Origin of the sequence: Nocardia paucivorans NBRC 100373 (assembly GCF_000308675.1) — a bacterium.
Lineage (GTDB): Bacteria > Actinomycetota > Actinomycetes > Mycobacteriales > Mycobacteriaceae > Nocardia > Nocardia paucivorans.
Window position 1 is genome coordinate 459,697 of sequence record NZ_BAGE01000018.1, and the last position, 14,973, is coordinate 474,669.

Annotated in this window: 10 protein-coding genes; 4 read left to right on the forward strand and 6 right to left on the reverse strand. The window is 68.4% G+C overall.

The window, feature by feature from the left end; all coding sequences use genetic code 11:
- Positions 1–133 precede the first annotated feature (133 nt).
- Positions 134–1,309, forward strand: coding sequence for an aminotransferase-like domain-containing protein (locus ON32_RS04300; RefSeq protein ID WP_040788744.1), 1,176 nt, complete (start codon positions 134–136; stop codon positions 1,307–1,309).
- Between the two features lie 343 nt (positions 1,310–1,652).
- On the opposite strand, the gene glpK is transcribed toward ON32_RS04300, so the two are convergent.
- Positions 1,653–3,149 carry a glycerol kinase GlpK gene (glpK, locus tag ON32_RS04305; protein WP_040788745.1) on the reverse strand — a complete coding sequence of 499 codons (1,497 nt, stop codon included), beginning with the start codon at positions 3,147–3,149 and terminating at the stop codon, positions 1,653–1,655.
- 197 nt (positions 3,150–3,346) lie between these two features.
- Here glpK and ON32_RS04310 point away from each other — a divergent pair, with 197 nt between their 5' ends.
- Positions 3,347–5,080 (forward strand): glycerol-3-phosphate dehydrogenase/oxidase, encoded by a 1,734-nt coding sequence (locus ON32_RS04310; RefSeq protein ID WP_040788746.1) that lies wholly within the window; start codon positions 3,347–3,349, stop codon positions 5,078–5,080.
- A 48-nt stretch (positions 5,081–5,128) separates the two neighbouring features.
- Here the strand turns inward: ON32_RS04310 and ON32_RS04315 are convergent, their stop codons facing one another.
- From ON32_RS04315 to ON32_RS04325, 3 genes are all read right to left on the reverse strand, one after another.
- Positions 5,129–5,317 carry a hypothetical protein gene (locus ON32_RS04315; RefSeq protein WP_040788747.1) on the reverse strand — a complete coding sequence of 63 codons (189 nt, stop codon included), beginning with the start codon at positions 5,315–5,317 and terminating at the stop codon, positions 5,129–5,131.
- Positions 5,318–5,461: 144 nt separating this feature from the next.
- The gene (locus tag ON32_RS04320) at positions 5,462–6,241 is read right to left on the reverse strand and encodes a DNA-formamidopyrimidine glycosylase family protein (protein WP_040788748.1); all 780 of its coding nucleotides are present in this window, start codon (positions 6,239–6,241) and stop codon (positions 5,462–5,464) included.
- Positions 6,242–6,243: 2 nt separating this feature from the next.
- Positions 6,244–10,764, reverse strand: a complete 4,521-nt coding sequence (locus ON32_RS04325) for an ATP-dependent helicase (RefSeq protein WP_245550787.1) — start codon at positions 10,762–10,764, stop codon at positions 6,244–6,246.
- A gap of 48 nt (positions 10,765–10,812) precedes the next feature.
- Here ON32_RS04325 and ON32_RS04330 point away from each other — a divergent pair, with 48 nt between their 5' ends.
- Entirely contained in the window at positions 10,813–11,379 is a 567-nt protein-coding gene (locus tag ON32_RS04330) for a histidine phosphatase family protein (RefSeq protein WP_040788893.1), read from the forward strand.
- Between the two features lie 30 nt (positions 11,380–11,409).
- On the opposite strand, the gene ON32_RS26840 is transcribed toward ON32_RS04330, so the two are convergent.
- Positions 11,410–13,107: a serine/threonine-protein kinase gene (locus tag ON32_RS26840; RefSeq protein ID WP_051132827.1), complete on the reverse strand. Its 1,698-nt coding sequence runs from the start codon at positions 13,105–13,107 to the stop codon at positions 11,410–11,412.
- Between the two features lie 212 nt (positions 13,108–13,319).
- Here ON32_RS26840 and ON32_RS04340 point away from each other — a divergent pair, with 212 nt between their 5' ends.
- The gene (locus ON32_RS04340) at positions 13,320–13,664 is read left to right on the forward strand and encodes a hypothetical protein (protein WP_040788749.1); all 345 of its coding nucleotides are present in this window, start codon (positions 13,320–13,322) and stop codon (positions 13,662–13,664) included.
- Between the two features lie 4 nt (positions 13,665–13,668).
- Here ON32_RS04340 and ON32_RS04345 read toward each other — a convergent pair whose 3' ends face one another.
- Positions 13,669–14,910 (reverse strand): YncE family protein, encoded by a 1,242-nt coding sequence (locus tag ON32_RS04345; RefSeq protein WP_083873988.1) that lies wholly within the window; start codon positions 14,908–14,910, stop codon positions 13,669–13,671.
- Positions 14,911–14,973: the final 63 nt, after the last annotated feature.

The window sequence follows — 14,973 nt, forward strand, 5'->3', positions numbered from 1 at the left end:
GTGGGACCAATTGTAGTTCGGCATGACGCGGATCAGGCAAATTATGTCCTGCATCTCATATTATGGGATTATATTTCAGAGTATGGTCACTCTGTGAGATAGTGGGACAACGCCCGCTATCCTCGGAGGTTCCATGTCCTCGCATCGTCCGCGGCTGGCCGGTAAGCTCTCCGGGCTCACCAGCTCCGCCATTCGCGACCTGCTGAAACTCACTTCCCGCGGGGACATCGTCAGCCTCGCAGGCGGTTTGCCCGACGCGGAGCTCATGCCGGGCGAACGGATCGCGGTCGCCGCACAGGCCGCTCTTCGCGATAGCGCGAGTCTGCAATACACCGAATCTCCCGGTTGGGGTCCGTTGCGGGAAGTGCTCGCCGTCCGGGAATCGGCGCGTCTCGGCCGGCCCGTCGATATGGCCGAGATATTCGTCACCCACGGCTCCCAACAGGCGCTGTCGTTGCTGGCCGAGGTGTTGCTCGACCCGGGCGCCCTGGTGGTGGTCGAGGACCCGGCCTATGTCGGCGCGCTCCAGGTCTTCCGCGCGGCCGGAGCCCGGATCATGGCGGTGCCGATGGACGCCGAAGGACTGCGGGTGGATCGGTTGGCGGAGCTGCTCGCCCGTGGTGAACGGCCCGCTGTGGTGCATACCGTGAGCAATTTCCACAACCCCGGCGGGGTGACCATGAGTCCGGCCCGCCGCCGCGCGCTCGCGGAATTGGCCGAAACCCACGGCTTCTGGGTGATCGAGGACGATCCGTACGGCGAACTCTGGTTCGACGCTCCCGCACCGGCGCCGGTCGCCGCGTACTCGCGTCATGTGATCCGATTGTCGTCGGCATCCAAGATCATCGCCCCCACCCTGCGGGTCGGCTGGATGATCGCACCCGAGGAGGTCTGCCGCGCGGTGGAGCTGCTCAAACAGGGCGCCGACCTGTGCGGATCGGCGCTCACCCAGCAGATCGCCGCCGAACTTCTGGCCGATACCGATTGGCTGCGGGCGCATATCGATACCGTTCGTGGTGTCTACGCCGACCGGGCCAAGGCACTCGTCCATGCCGTTCGTGCCCGGTTCGGTGACCGGTTGAACTGCACCGACGCCTCCGGTGGCATGTTCGTCTGGGCCGATTTCACCGACGGCACCGATACCGAGACCCTGCTGCCGCGCGCTCTCGACGCCGGTGTGGCCTATGTTCCCGGCCGGGCCTTCGCCATCGGTGCGGGATATTCGAATTCACTTCGCATGTGCTTCACCACCGCCACCCCGGAAACCCTCACCGAAGCGGTCGCCCGATTGGGCCGCGCCCTCGAATGAGCTCACGCGTCGCCCTCCGACCGCCGGACACATCGCCGGTTCCGAGTCGTGGGCGCATATGCGGGTCATGGCCTCGTCGGCGGCAGCGATATACCGATCCGCACCGCACGCCGGAAAGGCTTCGGCCGACTCGGAGCTTCCGGTATCGCATCCGGTGACGATCACCGTCGACCGGGATGCGCAGGTGCGCTCACACCGCGTCCGGGCCGAGGTGATCGTCGAACGGCTTTCACCGCGTCGGTTTCGCCTGCCGGCTCGGGAAGGAAGCCGACTCGGCAAGAAGCAGCGCGCCGTTGTCGCCGTGGCGACAGGCGGTAATCCGATCCGTTCGCGGCATATCCCGTCAATCCGTCCAGTTATAGGTGCGTTCGACCGCCTTGTTCCAGGCGGCCAGGTGGTTCTCGCGCTCCTCGGTCGACATCCGGGGGCGCCAGGTTTTGTCGGTGGACCAGTTGGCGCGGATATCGTCGAGCCCCGACCAGTAGTCCACGGCCAGACCGGCCGCGTAGGCGGCGCCGAGGGCGGTGGTCTCACTGACCGAGGGGCGCACCACCGGAAGGTCGAGAATATCGGCCTGGAACTGCATGAGCAGATCGTTGGCGACCATTCCGCCGTCCACCTTGAGCACGCCGAGTTCCAGTTCCAGTCGCTGTGATTCGGCGTCGGCGCGCATGGCATCGATGACCTCGCGGGTCTGGAATGCGGTGGATTCCAAAACGGCGCGGGCCAGATGGGCCTTGTTCACGAAACGGGTGAGGCCGGCGATGACTCCCCGCGCGTCGGGACGCCAGCGGGGAGCGAACAGACCGGAGAACGCCGGAACGATATAGGCCCCACCATTGTCGTCGACGGTACGGGCCAGCGCCTCGATCTCACCGGCATCGGAAATGATGCCGAGATTGTCGCGGAACCACTGCACCAGTGAACCCGTGACCGCGATCGAACCCTCCAATGCGTAGACCGCGGCCTGGTCGCCCAGTCGATAACACACGGTGGTGAGCAGTCCGTGCCCGCTGAACACGGGTGTGGTGCCGGTGTTCAGCAACATGAAATTACCGGTGCCGTAGGTGTTCTTGACGTCGCCGGGCGAGAGACACGCCTGCCCGAAGGTGGCCGCCTGCTGGTCGCCGAGAATGCCGGACACCGGAACACCCGCCAGCGGACCCGTGGTGATCTCCGCGTACACCTCCGACGAACTGCGGATTTGCGGCAGCATCGCCACCGGGACCCCGAAGTCGGCGCAGATGCCCTCATCCCATTGCAGGGTCCGTAGGTCCATGAGCATGGTTCGGGAGGCGTTGGTGACATCGGTGATGTGCCGGCCGGTGAGCTGCCACAGCAGCCAGCTGTCGACCGTGCCGAAACACAGCTCACCCGCTTCGGCGCGTTCTCGGGCTCCCGGGACGGTATCGAGGATCCACCGCAGTTTCGGACCCGCGAAATAGGTGGACAGGGGAAGCCCGGTGCGCTCGGCGTATCGGGTCGGACCGATGGATCCGCCGAGTTCGGCGCACAGTCGGTCGGTGCGGGTGTCCTGCCAGACGATGGCGTTGTGCACCGGAACACCGGTCTCGCGATCCCACACCACCGTGGTTTCGCGCTGGTTGGTAACCCCGACCGCCGCGATATCGTCCGCGGTGAGCCCGGCGTCGTCGAGAACCGCACCGAGTACGAATTCGGTGTTGCGCCATAGTGTTTCGGCGTCGTGTTCGACCCATCCGGGATGGGGGAAGACCTGTTCGTGTTCCCGTTGGGCGATCCCGGCGACATGTCCCCGACGATCGAAGAGGATGCACCGGCTCGACGTGGTGCCCTGATCTATCGCAGCCACATAGCGCATTGGCAGAGCTTAATCGCCCGCGCGTTCCCGCGGGTCGCAATCTGCCGGGGGTGGCCCGCCGGGGGAGGGTGATGGTGATCTCGATACGGGATTGAGGCGAGCTCTATGCGGTATGTCGAGGAATGGTGCGCATAGGCTGTACGGCGAACGCCGAGATATGCAGGTGGTCTCGCACCCGTACTCGAGGAGTCGAACCGATGACCAAGAAGCCGGGATCGCAGTTTCTCGGGCCGCAGCAGCGTCGGGCGGCGTGGGAGCAGTTCGGCGCCGATCACTTCGATGTCGTGGTGATCGGCGGTGGTGTGGTGGGGGCGGGTATTGCGCTCGACGCCGCCACCAGGGGATTGAGTGTCGCGTTGGTGGAGGCCCGGGATCTGGCGTCCGGCACGTCGAGCCGGTCGTCGAAGATGTTCCACGGCGGGCTGCGGTATCTGGAACAGTTCGAGTTCGGGCTGGTGCGGGAGGCGCTGGCGGAACGCGAGCTATCGATGTCGACCCTGGCCCCGCATCTGGTGAAACCGCTGCGGTTCCTGTATCCGCTGACCCGCCGGATATGGGAGCGGCCCTATGTCGCCGCCGGCCTGATGCTGTACGACACCATGGGTGGTGCCAAATCGGTTCCCGGGCAGCGGCACCTCACCCGGCACGGCGCGCTGCGGCTGGCACCGGGATTGCGCGGCGACTCACTCATCGGCGGTATCGGCTATTACGACACGGTTGTCGACGACGCCCGCCACACCATGACCGTCGCCCGCACCGCTGCCCACTACGGCGCCGTGATCCGCACCTCCACCCAGGTGGTCGGGTTCCTGCGGGAGGCCGACCGGGTGGTGGGGGTGCAGGTGCGCGACAGCGAGGACGCCCGCACCACCGAGGTGCGCGGTCATGTGGTGATCAACGCCACCGGGGTGTGGACCGATCAGATCCAGGAGCTGTCACAGCTGCGCGGCCGGTTCCACGTACGTGCGTCCAAGGGAGTGCACATCGTGGTGCCGCGCGATCGGATCGCCAGCGATACCGCGATCATCCTGCGCACCGCCACCTCGGTGCTCTTCGTCATTCCCTGGGGTGCGCACTGGATCATCGGCACCACCGACACCGACTGGAACCTCGATCTGGCCCATCCGGCCGCCACCAAGGCCGATATCGATTATCTGCTGGGGCAGGTGAACCGGGTGCTGGTCACCCCGTTGACCCACGACGATATCGACGGCGTCTACGCCGGGCTGCGTCCGCTCCTGGCCGGGGAGAGCGACGAGACGTCCAAACTGTCCCGTGAGCACGCGGTCGCCCGGATCGCGCCGGGCCTGGTCGCCATCGCCGGTGGGAAGTACACCACCTATCGGGTGATGGCACGGGACGCCATGGACGAGGCCGCCCAGGACATCCCCGCCCGGGTTTCCCCCTCGATCACCGAAAAGGTGCCGCTGCTGGGCGCCGAGGGCTACTTCGCGCTGGTCAACCAGACATTGAAACTCGCCGAGGAGTACGGGGTGCACCCCTATCGGGTGAAGCATCTGCTGGATCGATACGGTTCGCTCATCGACGAGGTGATGGCCCTGGCCGCCGACCGCCCCGAACTACTGCAACCGATCACCGAAGCCCCCTCGTATCTGCAGGTGGAGGCGGTATACGCGGCGGCGGCCGAGGGGGCGCTGCACCTGGACGACATACTGGCCCGTCGCACCCGCATCTCCATCGAGTACCCGCACCGCGGTTCCGACTGCGCCGAACAGGTCGCCCGACTGGTCGCGCCCGTACTGGGCTGGGACGATGCGGAAATCGATCGAGAGGTGCGGATGTATCGAGCACGGGTGGACGCCGAGGTGCGCTCGCAAACCCAGCCCGATGACGAGGCAGCCGACGCGCTGCGCATTGCCGCGCCCGAACCGCGGCCGCAGATCCTGGAGCCGATGCCCGTCGAACCCTGAATGCGTTCGGCCCGCGGGTGGCCGGTTTCACGTTCGGGTGCGGAGGCGTCAGGGCCGGATGGCGGTCGGCTCCGGTTGTGTCGTGGTCGGCGCGAACGGGGTGGCGGGTTCGGGTCCGGAGTGTGTGGGTGCCGGATGCAGCAGGAAATAGCAGAACACCGCGGTCGCCGCCAGGGCCAGGGCTGTGATCAACAACCTGCCGACAATGGCGGCCGGCCGGGTATGGCGGGGAATCATGGGACCTGCTTCGAAGCTCGACACGGACGTTCTGTGTGTCGCGCGATAGGCATTGCGTATTAGTCGGCCATGGCATACATCACATGTTTCCGGTTCCGGTGCCGGGGTGGATACGCGGTTCGAGCCGGAGCGTTCGATGCGCGATCAACTCGGCGCCGGTTGGCAGCGAGGGCAGAAATAGATACCGCGTTCCCGGCGGCTCACCCGGTCGAAACCGGGAACGGTTTCGCCCAGCAACTCCACCCGCAACGGTGTACCGCACCGTTGGCAGGGTCGGCGGGCCCGGTCGTAGGCCAGTGGCCGCCACGGGGGTTCGAGCGCCGCTTTGCGCAGCACCCGGTGGGCCTCGTGTACCAGGGCGAGCAGATCGGGTACCGCACCGACCGGGAGGGCCGGGTGGACCCGGCGTAGATAGCAGATCTCACTGCGGTAGATATTGCCGATCCCGGCGAGGTTGCGTTGGTCCAACAGCGCGTCACCGATCGCCCGGTCCGGCCGCGCGGCCAGCCGGCGCTCCGCCTCGACCGGATCCCAGTCGGGCCCCAGCAGGTCGGGGCCGAGATGGTCGATGACGGTGTGCTCGTCGGCCCGCCGCAACACCTGCACGGTGCCCAGATCGAAACCGACGGCCTCCGCCTCGTCGGTGGCCAGGACCACCCGGGCGGTGACCCGCGGTTTGGTCCAGCGCTGCCCGTGGTGGAACACCCGCCAACTGCCCTCCATCTTCAGATGGGTGTGCAGACTCACCGATTCGGTGCGGACGAACAGGTGTTTGCCGTAACTGCCGACGCTGTCGACCCGCTGTCCGCGCAGATCCACCGTGGCGTAGCGGGGGACGCGGAAATCGCTGCGGGTGAGAATCTTCCCGGCCAGACCGGCGCGCAGCCTGGCCGCGGTGCGGAAGACGATATCGCCCTCGGGCATCGTCACACCCCGACCCGCAGCCGCAGCCCCCGTGGTGTGGGGCTGAACCCGGCCTCGATGAGGAAATCGGCGAGGGTGTTGCCGTGCACGGTGTCGCCGTCCACCCGGTCGATGACCAGGGAGTCGACCCGGCGGGAACGGACCAGGTCGGCGAGTGCGCGGGCGGCGGCCCGGCGAGCCGCGGGGTCCTCGGTGAAGGTGAGCAGGGTTTTGCCACCGCGTTCCAGATACAGCACCGGATCACCGTTCACCAGCACCACGAGGGCGCCCGCTTTGCGGCCGGGGCGGTGTCCGGAATCGCCCTCGGTTTTGGGCCAGGGCAGGGCGGCGCCGTAGGGGTTGGCCGGGTCGCAGGCCGCGAGGGCGACCGCGGTGCCCGCGCCGCGTTGCTCACTCTCGAACGATCGCAGTCGGTCGACCACATCGGTGGTGGAGAACTGGGCCCCACCCAGCGAGTCCACGAAATAGCCGCGTCGGCAGCGACCGCGGTCCTCGAACTCGCTCAACACCCGGTACACGAGGGCGAACCCGCCGGGCACTCCCTCGTTCTGCACCGAACCCCGGGTCACCACGCCATAGCGTTCGAGCAGCAGGTCGACGGCGGTGTGGGCGCGAATCGTATTGTCGGTGATTCGCTCCGGGAGCAGTGACCAGCGGCCCGCCACGGTCGGCGGGCTCGAACGGGTCGGTGCGGTGGGACGGGGCAGGTAGGCGCGGGCGCGTGGGGCTCGTCGCGGGGCGCGGTGCGCGGTGGGGGTTCGGATGGTGCCGGACAGTCGCGCCCGTACCGGGGCGAAGGTGTCCCCGGATACCAACCCGGCCCACACCAGATCCCACAGCGCCGTGACCGCGGCGCTCTCCTCGGACGGACCGAGGGAGCCGGCGAGTTGCCGGAAGAAGAACGCCCCACCGCCGGGCCCCCACCCGGTGACCGGTGCCGAAGGCTCGGGAATCTCCGCCCCCAAGGCGGCGAGCAGGCGCAGGTGGATTTCGGTGAACTCGATCTCGTCGACCGGTGCGAGAGTGATGGGCGCCAGTTCGGCGGGGTGCAGGGCGATCCAGCCGTCCTTGGCATTGATGGCGCCATGGCCCGACCAGCGCACCTCACCGGTGGCCATGAGCTCGTCCAGCAGGGCCGGCGAATAGTCGCTCACCCGGGCGGGCAAGATCAGCGACTCCCAGGCCGAGGCGGGAATCGGCACCCCGGCCAGCTGCTCCACCACGGCGGCGACCCCGTCCACCCCGCGCAGTTCACCACTGCCGATCTGCTGCCAATCGGGGAGGAAACGGCCGAACGCGGCGGTCGACACCGGCTCCACCTCGTGTCGAGCGGCGGCCAGACTGCGCCGGCGCAGGCGGCGCAACACCTGGGCGTCGCACCATTCCGAACCGGCGGCCTCGGGGGTGAATTCCCCCTCCACCACCCGCTTCTCGGCGGCCAACCGATGCAGTACCGGAACGACCACGGCCGGGCCGAGACCGAACCGGTGCGCGAGAGCCTCGGCGGCGAACGGGCCGTGGGTGCGGGCATACCGGGCCACCAGATCGCCCAATGGATCGACGACCGGTTCGACGAACGCGGCCGGAGTGCCGACCGGCAGCGGAACCCCCAAGGCATCGCGCAGCCGTGCCGCGTCCTCCACCGCGGCCCACCAGATACGCCCGGCGTAGGAGACCTCCAGGGCACGCCGGGAATGCAGGAGTTCGGTGAACCATTCGCCGGGGTCGTTGCGGCAGCGTTGCGCGGCCTCCTCGGGGGTGAGCGGGCCGAGCAGCCGCAGCAGATCGGCGAGTCCCTCCATATCGCGGGCCTGCCGCTGCGGGATGAGTCGTTGCAGTTCCCGTTCGGTGTCGGCGATGACCTGCCCGTCCAGCAGCTCACGCAGTTCCACCCGGCCCAGAAGTTCGGCGAGCAACCCCGAATCGAGGGCGAGCGCGGCGGCCTTGCGTTCGGCCAGCGGGCTGTCGCCGTCGTACATGAACTGCCCGATGTACTCGAACAGCAGCGCGTTCGCGAACGGCGAGGGGGTGGCCGTCTCCACCTCCACCAACCTCACCTGGCGACGCGCCAGCCGGCTCAGCAGATCCCGCAGCGCGGGCAGATCGTAGACATCGCGCAGACATTCGCGCACCGTCTCCAACAGGATGGGGAAGTCGGGGTATTTGCGCGCCACGTCGAGCAGTTGCGCCGAACGCTGCCGTTGCTGCCACAGCGGAGCCCGGCGTCCGGGATCACGGCGCGGTAGCAGTAGCGCCCGGGCCGCGCATTCGCGGAACCTGGAGGCGAACAGGGCCGAGGCCCCCACCTGCTCGGTGACCAGATCCTCGATCTCGTCCGGCTCGAAAACGAACAGCTCCGCCCCCGGTGGATCGTCGGTGGTGTCGGGCAGCCGCACCACGATCCCGTCGTCGGAGGCGGTGGGCGCGGCGTCCACCCCGAACCGCTCCCGCAGCCGGGAGCCGATGGCCAATGCCCACGGCGCGTGCAGTGGCATCCCGTACGGGGAGTGCAGCACCAGCCGCCAGTCGCCCAGTTCGTCGCGGAAGCGCTCCACCACCAGCGTTCGATCGGTGGGCAGCCGGCCGGTGGCGGTGCGTTGCTCCGCCAGCAGGGCGAGCAGATTGTTCGCGGCGTTATCGTCGAGCCCGGAGGTGGTCGTCAATTCCGCGAAGGTCTCCTCATCGGCCCCCTCCCGGCCCGCGCGCCGTACGAATTCACCCACCGCGGCGCCGAGTTCGGCGGGTCGACCGAGTCCGTCGCCGTGCCAGAACGGCAACCGACCCGGTTGTCCGAAGGCAGGGGTGACCAGGACACGGTCGTAGGTGATCTCCTCGATCCGCCAACTGGTGGCCCCGAGTGCGAAAACATCGCCGACCCGCGACTCGTAGACCATCTCCTCGTCGAGTTCGCCCACCCGGGAGGACTTTTCGCCCACCATGTACACCGCGAACATGCCGCGGTCGGGAATCGCCCCGCCGGAGGTCACCGCCAGCCGCTGGGCCCCCGGACGGCCCGTGAGGGTTCCGGCGTCCCGGTCCCAGACCAGCCGCGGCCGCAGCTCGGCGAACTCGTCGGACGGATAGCGGCCGGACAGCAGATCCAGCACCGCCTCATAGGACGATCGGGGCAGCGCGGCGTAACTGCCGGTGCCGCGCACCGTCTCGAACCATTCGTCCACATCCAGTGTGTCCAGGGCACAGGCGGCGACGGTCTGTTGGGCCAGGATGTCCAGCGGATGCGCGGGAATCCGGAGCTGTTCGATCTGCCCGGCGCTCATCCGCCGCGTCGCCACCGCGCAGTGGATGACATCGGTGCGGTGCTTGGGAAACAGCACCCCCCGCGATATCTCGCCCACCCGATGGCCGGCCCGCCCCACCCGTTGCAGCCCGCTCGCCACCGACGGGGGCGCCTCCACCTGCACCACCAGATCCACCGCACCCATATCGATACCGAGTTCGAGACTGCTGGTGGCGACCACACAGCGCAACCGGCCGCTCTTGAGATCGTCCTCGATCAGCGCCCGCTGTTCCTTGCTGACCGAACCGTGGTGCGCCCGGGCCAATAGCGGCGCGGCCCCGTGGACGACCTCGGTGGACGGTCCGAGCTGGGCGGGCGGGGCGTGCGCGGAATCCACCGGTTCGCCCAACCGTTCGGCGTAGGTCTCGTTGAGCCGCGCGGTGAGCCGCTCGGCCAACCGGCGCGAATTGGCGAACACGATGGACGACCGGTGCGCCAGAACCAGTTCCACGATGGCCTCGTCCACATGCGGCCAGATCGATCCGGGTTGCTCGGATTCACCGGGTTCGGTCATATCCGCCACCGGGACCCGCACCGACAGGTCGAAGGTCTTCGGCGCGGGCGGCGACACGATGGTGATCGGGGCCGAACCCACCAGGAACCGGCCCACCTCCTCCGGCGGCCGGACCGTCGCCGACAGGCCGATTCGCTGCACCGGTCGCTCGGTGAGCCGGTCCAGCCGGGCCAGCGACAGCGCCAGATGCGCGCCGCGTTTGGAGCCGGCAATGGCGTGCACCTCGTCCACGATCACCGTCCGCACCCCGCGCAGCGTCTCCCGCGCCGCCGAGGTGAGCATGAGGAACAGCGATTCCGGGGTGGTGATCAGAATGTCGGGCGGGGTACGTTGCAGAGCGCGGCGTTCCTTGGGGGTGGTGTCGCCGGAACGCACCCCCACGCTGATATCCGGCGGTTCCAGACCGAGCCGCTGCGCTGTTCGCCGCACCCCCACCAGCGGCGCCCGCAGATTGCGCTCCACATCCACCGCCAGCGCCTTGAGCGGGGAGACGTAGAGCACCGAGGTGCCGCCGTTCTCGGGCCGCACCCCGGTCGCGAGCCGATCGATCGCCCACAGGAACGCCGACAGCGTCTTACCCGAGCCGGTGGGGGCGATCACCAGGGTGTGCTCACCGGCGGCAATGGCGCGCCACGCGCCGACCTGGGCGGCCGTCGGCGCGGGGAAAGCGCCGTCGAACCATTCCTGGGTGGCGGGCGAGAACACGGGCACGGGACCCAGTGTGCACCGAGGCACCGACAACTCGACGCGTACGCTGCCCTGGTGTCTGTGCGGAAATTGGATCTCATCTCTCATGGTGTCACCGATGCGTTGCGAGCGGCCCGATTCCCGGTCGACGAGCCGTTGACCGAGGCGGGGCGGGCGGGGGTTGTCGATCAGGCCGGCATTCCGACCTACGACCCGTCCCGCCCGGATATGTGGATGATCGCGGGTCCGGAACGTCGCACAATGGAAACCGCCCACCTGCTCGGCCTGGACCCGATGCCGGAGCCACGGCTGCGGGATCTGGACGCGGGGGACTGGGTCGGGCGAGAGATGGCGGATCTGTCGCCCGCGGAGGCACATGGGTGGCTCACCGACCCCGGTTACTGCGACCACGGCGGGGAGTCGGTACTCGAATTGCTCGACCGGGTACGGGATCTGATGCGTGAGCTCGCCACCGACGCGCCCGCGCGCATTGTTGCGGTAACCCATCCCGCCGTGATCCGCGCGGTATTGGTGGTGGTGCTACAGGCGAGTCCATCGTCCTTCTGGCGAATCGATGTGCCGCCAGGGGGTCGCACCCGGTTGCATCACCGCGGCCTGTGGACGTTGCGGCTGAACTGATCCGGTCGCGGACCCGAGGTATCGGACGGCTCAGGGCAGGGGTACCGGTGTGCCCAGGGACAGCGGGAAATCCCGGACCAGTAGATGGTCGGGAACCGTCTGCTTCGGCACGCCGAACACCAGATGGGTGGCGAAGGATTCGCCGGGCTGCAGATTGCGCGGCCCGGCGGCGGCCGCGGCGCGTTGGGCGGTGGCGGTGATATCGGCCGTGTAGCGGCGACCGGCCGTGTCGAACAACTCCTGTCCGAGCGGTAGATAGGTGTGCTGCTCCGTGCCGATATTGGTAACGGTGAGGCTCACCACGACGAACTCGCCGTCCGCTCGTTCGATACCCACGGTCTGCACCGCCGTTTCGGTATTCGTCACCGTGAACTCGAGTTTGCCGTCCCGGACGGGGGCACCCGGCGCCACCGCGATCGGTTGCTGCGGATCGGTCGCCCCCACCCGGACCATGACACCGCCGGACCAATCCACCAGCGCCGCCACACATCCGCCGATCAGTACGAGCGGTACCCCGATCAGGGCCAGGAGCAACAGCACGGTCCGCAGCGTCCGGCGCCGGCGTCGCGGTGGGCCGGCCGACCGGGATCGTGGTGTTCGCCCGCCGAAAACCACTCGGCGCTGTCCCGGCGCGGCCGGGGTCGGTCGATACCCGGCGGATGGCCCGGGACGGCGCGCGGGGGCGTAGGCCACCGGATGGTACCGCTCGGCGGGTTGTTCCGTCGCCAACCGGGTGTAGGCCATGGTCGGTGGATATTCGGAGGCGCGCAGGTGCGCAGTGGGACGGAGAGCGGGGCGGTGCTCGGCCTCCGCCGTGGTGTAGGGGTGTGTTTCGGGGAGGGCCGCTCCGGTGGGGGCGGCGTCGGGGTGGTCGGGAAGCTCGTATACCCGGGTGGGCGCGGGCGAGTCCGTGCCGAGGGTCGGCAGCGCTGCGGCGGCGGCCCGGGCCAGTTCGCCCGCGGTGGCGTAGCGGGCCGTGAGGTCCTTGGCCATGGCGCGCGCGATCACCCGGTCCAGCTCGGCCGGGACGGCGGGGTTGGCGGCGTGCACGCTGGGCGGTGGGCTGGACAGGTGCGCGTGCATCTGTTGGGCCGGGTCGGTGTCCCCGAACGGTCGAGCGCCCGCGAGACATTCATAGAGGACACAGCCCAGCGAGTACACGTCCGAGCGGGCGTCGGTGCGTCCGGTGAACCGTTCCGGAGCCATATACGCCCAGGTACCGATGGCCAGGCCGGCGGTGGTGAGGGCGGTGCTGTCGGAGCCGTGTGCGATACCGAAATCGATCAGATAGACGAACCCGTCGGGGCGGACGAGGATATTGGGCGGTTTCACATCGCGATGCACCAGTCCGGCCCGATGTGCGGCGTCCAGTGCCGCGGCCGTCTGGGCGACGATATCGACGGCCCGCGCCGGCGGCAGGGGACCGTCGCGGTGCAGCAGCCGGGCAAGGTCGATGCCGTCGATGTACTCCATCTCGATGAACAGCCGGCCGTCGAGTTCACCGTGTGACCGGATCGGCACGATATGCGGATCGCGCAACCGGGCGGCGAGCTCGGCCTCCCTCTCGAAGCGGGCGCGATAGGTCCGGTCCTCGGCCAACTCCCCGGGTAGCACCTTCAACGCGACCCGCCGGTCTGTCGTGGTGTCGACAGCCAGCCACACCTGACCCATCCCGCCCCTACCGAGCAGGCGGTCGAGCCGGTACCGGCCCAAACGCTTCTCCGCCATGGCGGGCTTTCCTTCCCCATCACCGCCGACTCCGCACCCGGTCGGCTCGTCCGGCGTCCACCCGGCCGGTGGAGCGCACCCCGACACTATCCCCGGCCCTTGCCGCCGTACAGTGTGAGCCCCCCTACGGGAAACCACTCACTCCCGGCCGCGGCCCTCATGTGACCGGCACCCGGGCCGATGCGTGTACGGCGCTGTGCGAAGGTGGGGAAGTGGAGCCGATCGAGATCAATGCGGGGTCCTGGTATCTGCGTGCCCTGCGCGCGGACGAGCGCATCGATGACCGGCCCGCGCTGGCGGCGGGTGGGATCACCGATCCCGACTACGTGGGGCGGCGCGGCGCCGAATGGGCCGACGAAACCCATTTGTCCTGGGCGGTCTGCGAGCCGACCACCGCCGAGATGGTCGCCGAAATCGGCGTGACTCCCGCCGCCGACGGAACCGCGACGGTGAGCGGTTGGGCCCGCCCCGGCTACGAGGAGGCCCTGGCGGCGGGTTCGGTCGCGGTACGCCGATTCATCGAAGCGGCATTGGGATTGCGACCGCGAACCGAGTGAGCGGTCAGCGCATCACCCCCGTGTGGCCGGTGGAGTAGCGGCCGGGCTGTGGCCAGACGACCAGCCCGTGCGGCGCCTGGCCGACCGGTATCCGCGCCAATAGTTTCCACTCGGCGATATCGATGGCGTATACCTCGTTATGGTGCCGGCCCGCCACCCAGAACACCCGCCCGTCGGCGGAGATATTGCCCATATCGGGACTGCCGCCGTCGGGCAGGAACCATTTGTGCACCAGTTTTTTCTCGGCGAAATCCCAGACCGAGATACTGCCCTCGTGCCGGTTGGTGATGAGCATCTGCCTCGAATCCCGGGTGACGTACAGACCGTGGGTGCCGTGACCGGTGGGTACGAAACCGGTGTTGTCGAAGGTCAGCGCGTCGAAGGTGTGGACGCCGCCCGCTTCCATATCGGCGACGAAGAATGTCCGCCCGTCCGGCGACAGCTTGACATCCTGTGGTTTTCCCGCCGGCCAACCGGGCAGGTCGATGACCTTCACCTGTTTGCGTTCGGCCACGTCGAAAACCAGCATGCGGCCGATGAACTCGCAACTGGCCAGGGCGAGTCGGCCGTCGGCCGTGAAATCCATGTGGTCGACGCCGGCGCATTCTGGCACGGGTAGTGCGTGGACCTTCTGCCAACTGCGTGGATCGTAGAAGTCGAGCGATTTGTCCGCCTCGGCCACCACGAGGGCGTATTCACCGTTCGGGGTGAAGTACATGTTGTACGGGTCCCGTACCGGTAGCGGTGCGCCGGGTTTACCGGTGCGCGGGTCGATCGGGGTGATGCTGCCGCCGCCGATGGGCATGTCGTTGGTGACGTAGAGGGTTTGCAGATCGTAGGACGGCACCACGTGCTGTGGTTCCCGTCCACCCGAGTGGAAGGTATCGATCACCTGGAAGGTGGTCGGATCGATCACCGATACCGAATCGGATTCGCTGTTGGGGACATACACCAGCTCCCGATGTCCGGTTACCGCCGGACTCAGCTCGCGATTGGCCGCGTACACGTCGTCCGGTCGCAGCGGCGGGGGCATCCCGGGCAGCAGGTGTTGCAGGTGCAGGGGCGCGGTGGCCACCGTGGGTGATCGGGAGTAGCGGTCGGCGGGGTCGGTGGTACCGGCCTCGCTGCTGGCGCAGCCCGCCACGGCCGCGCAGACCGTGAGTGAGGCGAGGACTGCGCGGGGTGTCGTCTTACGCCGGTTCACGCGCGTCGGCCGCGAATGGATGTGGTGAAGACGAGTGGGCATGGCTGGGAAGCCTAGGCCGCGACCACGGCCGTCCCCGGTATCCGCGCCGCGCTCCGGATTAAT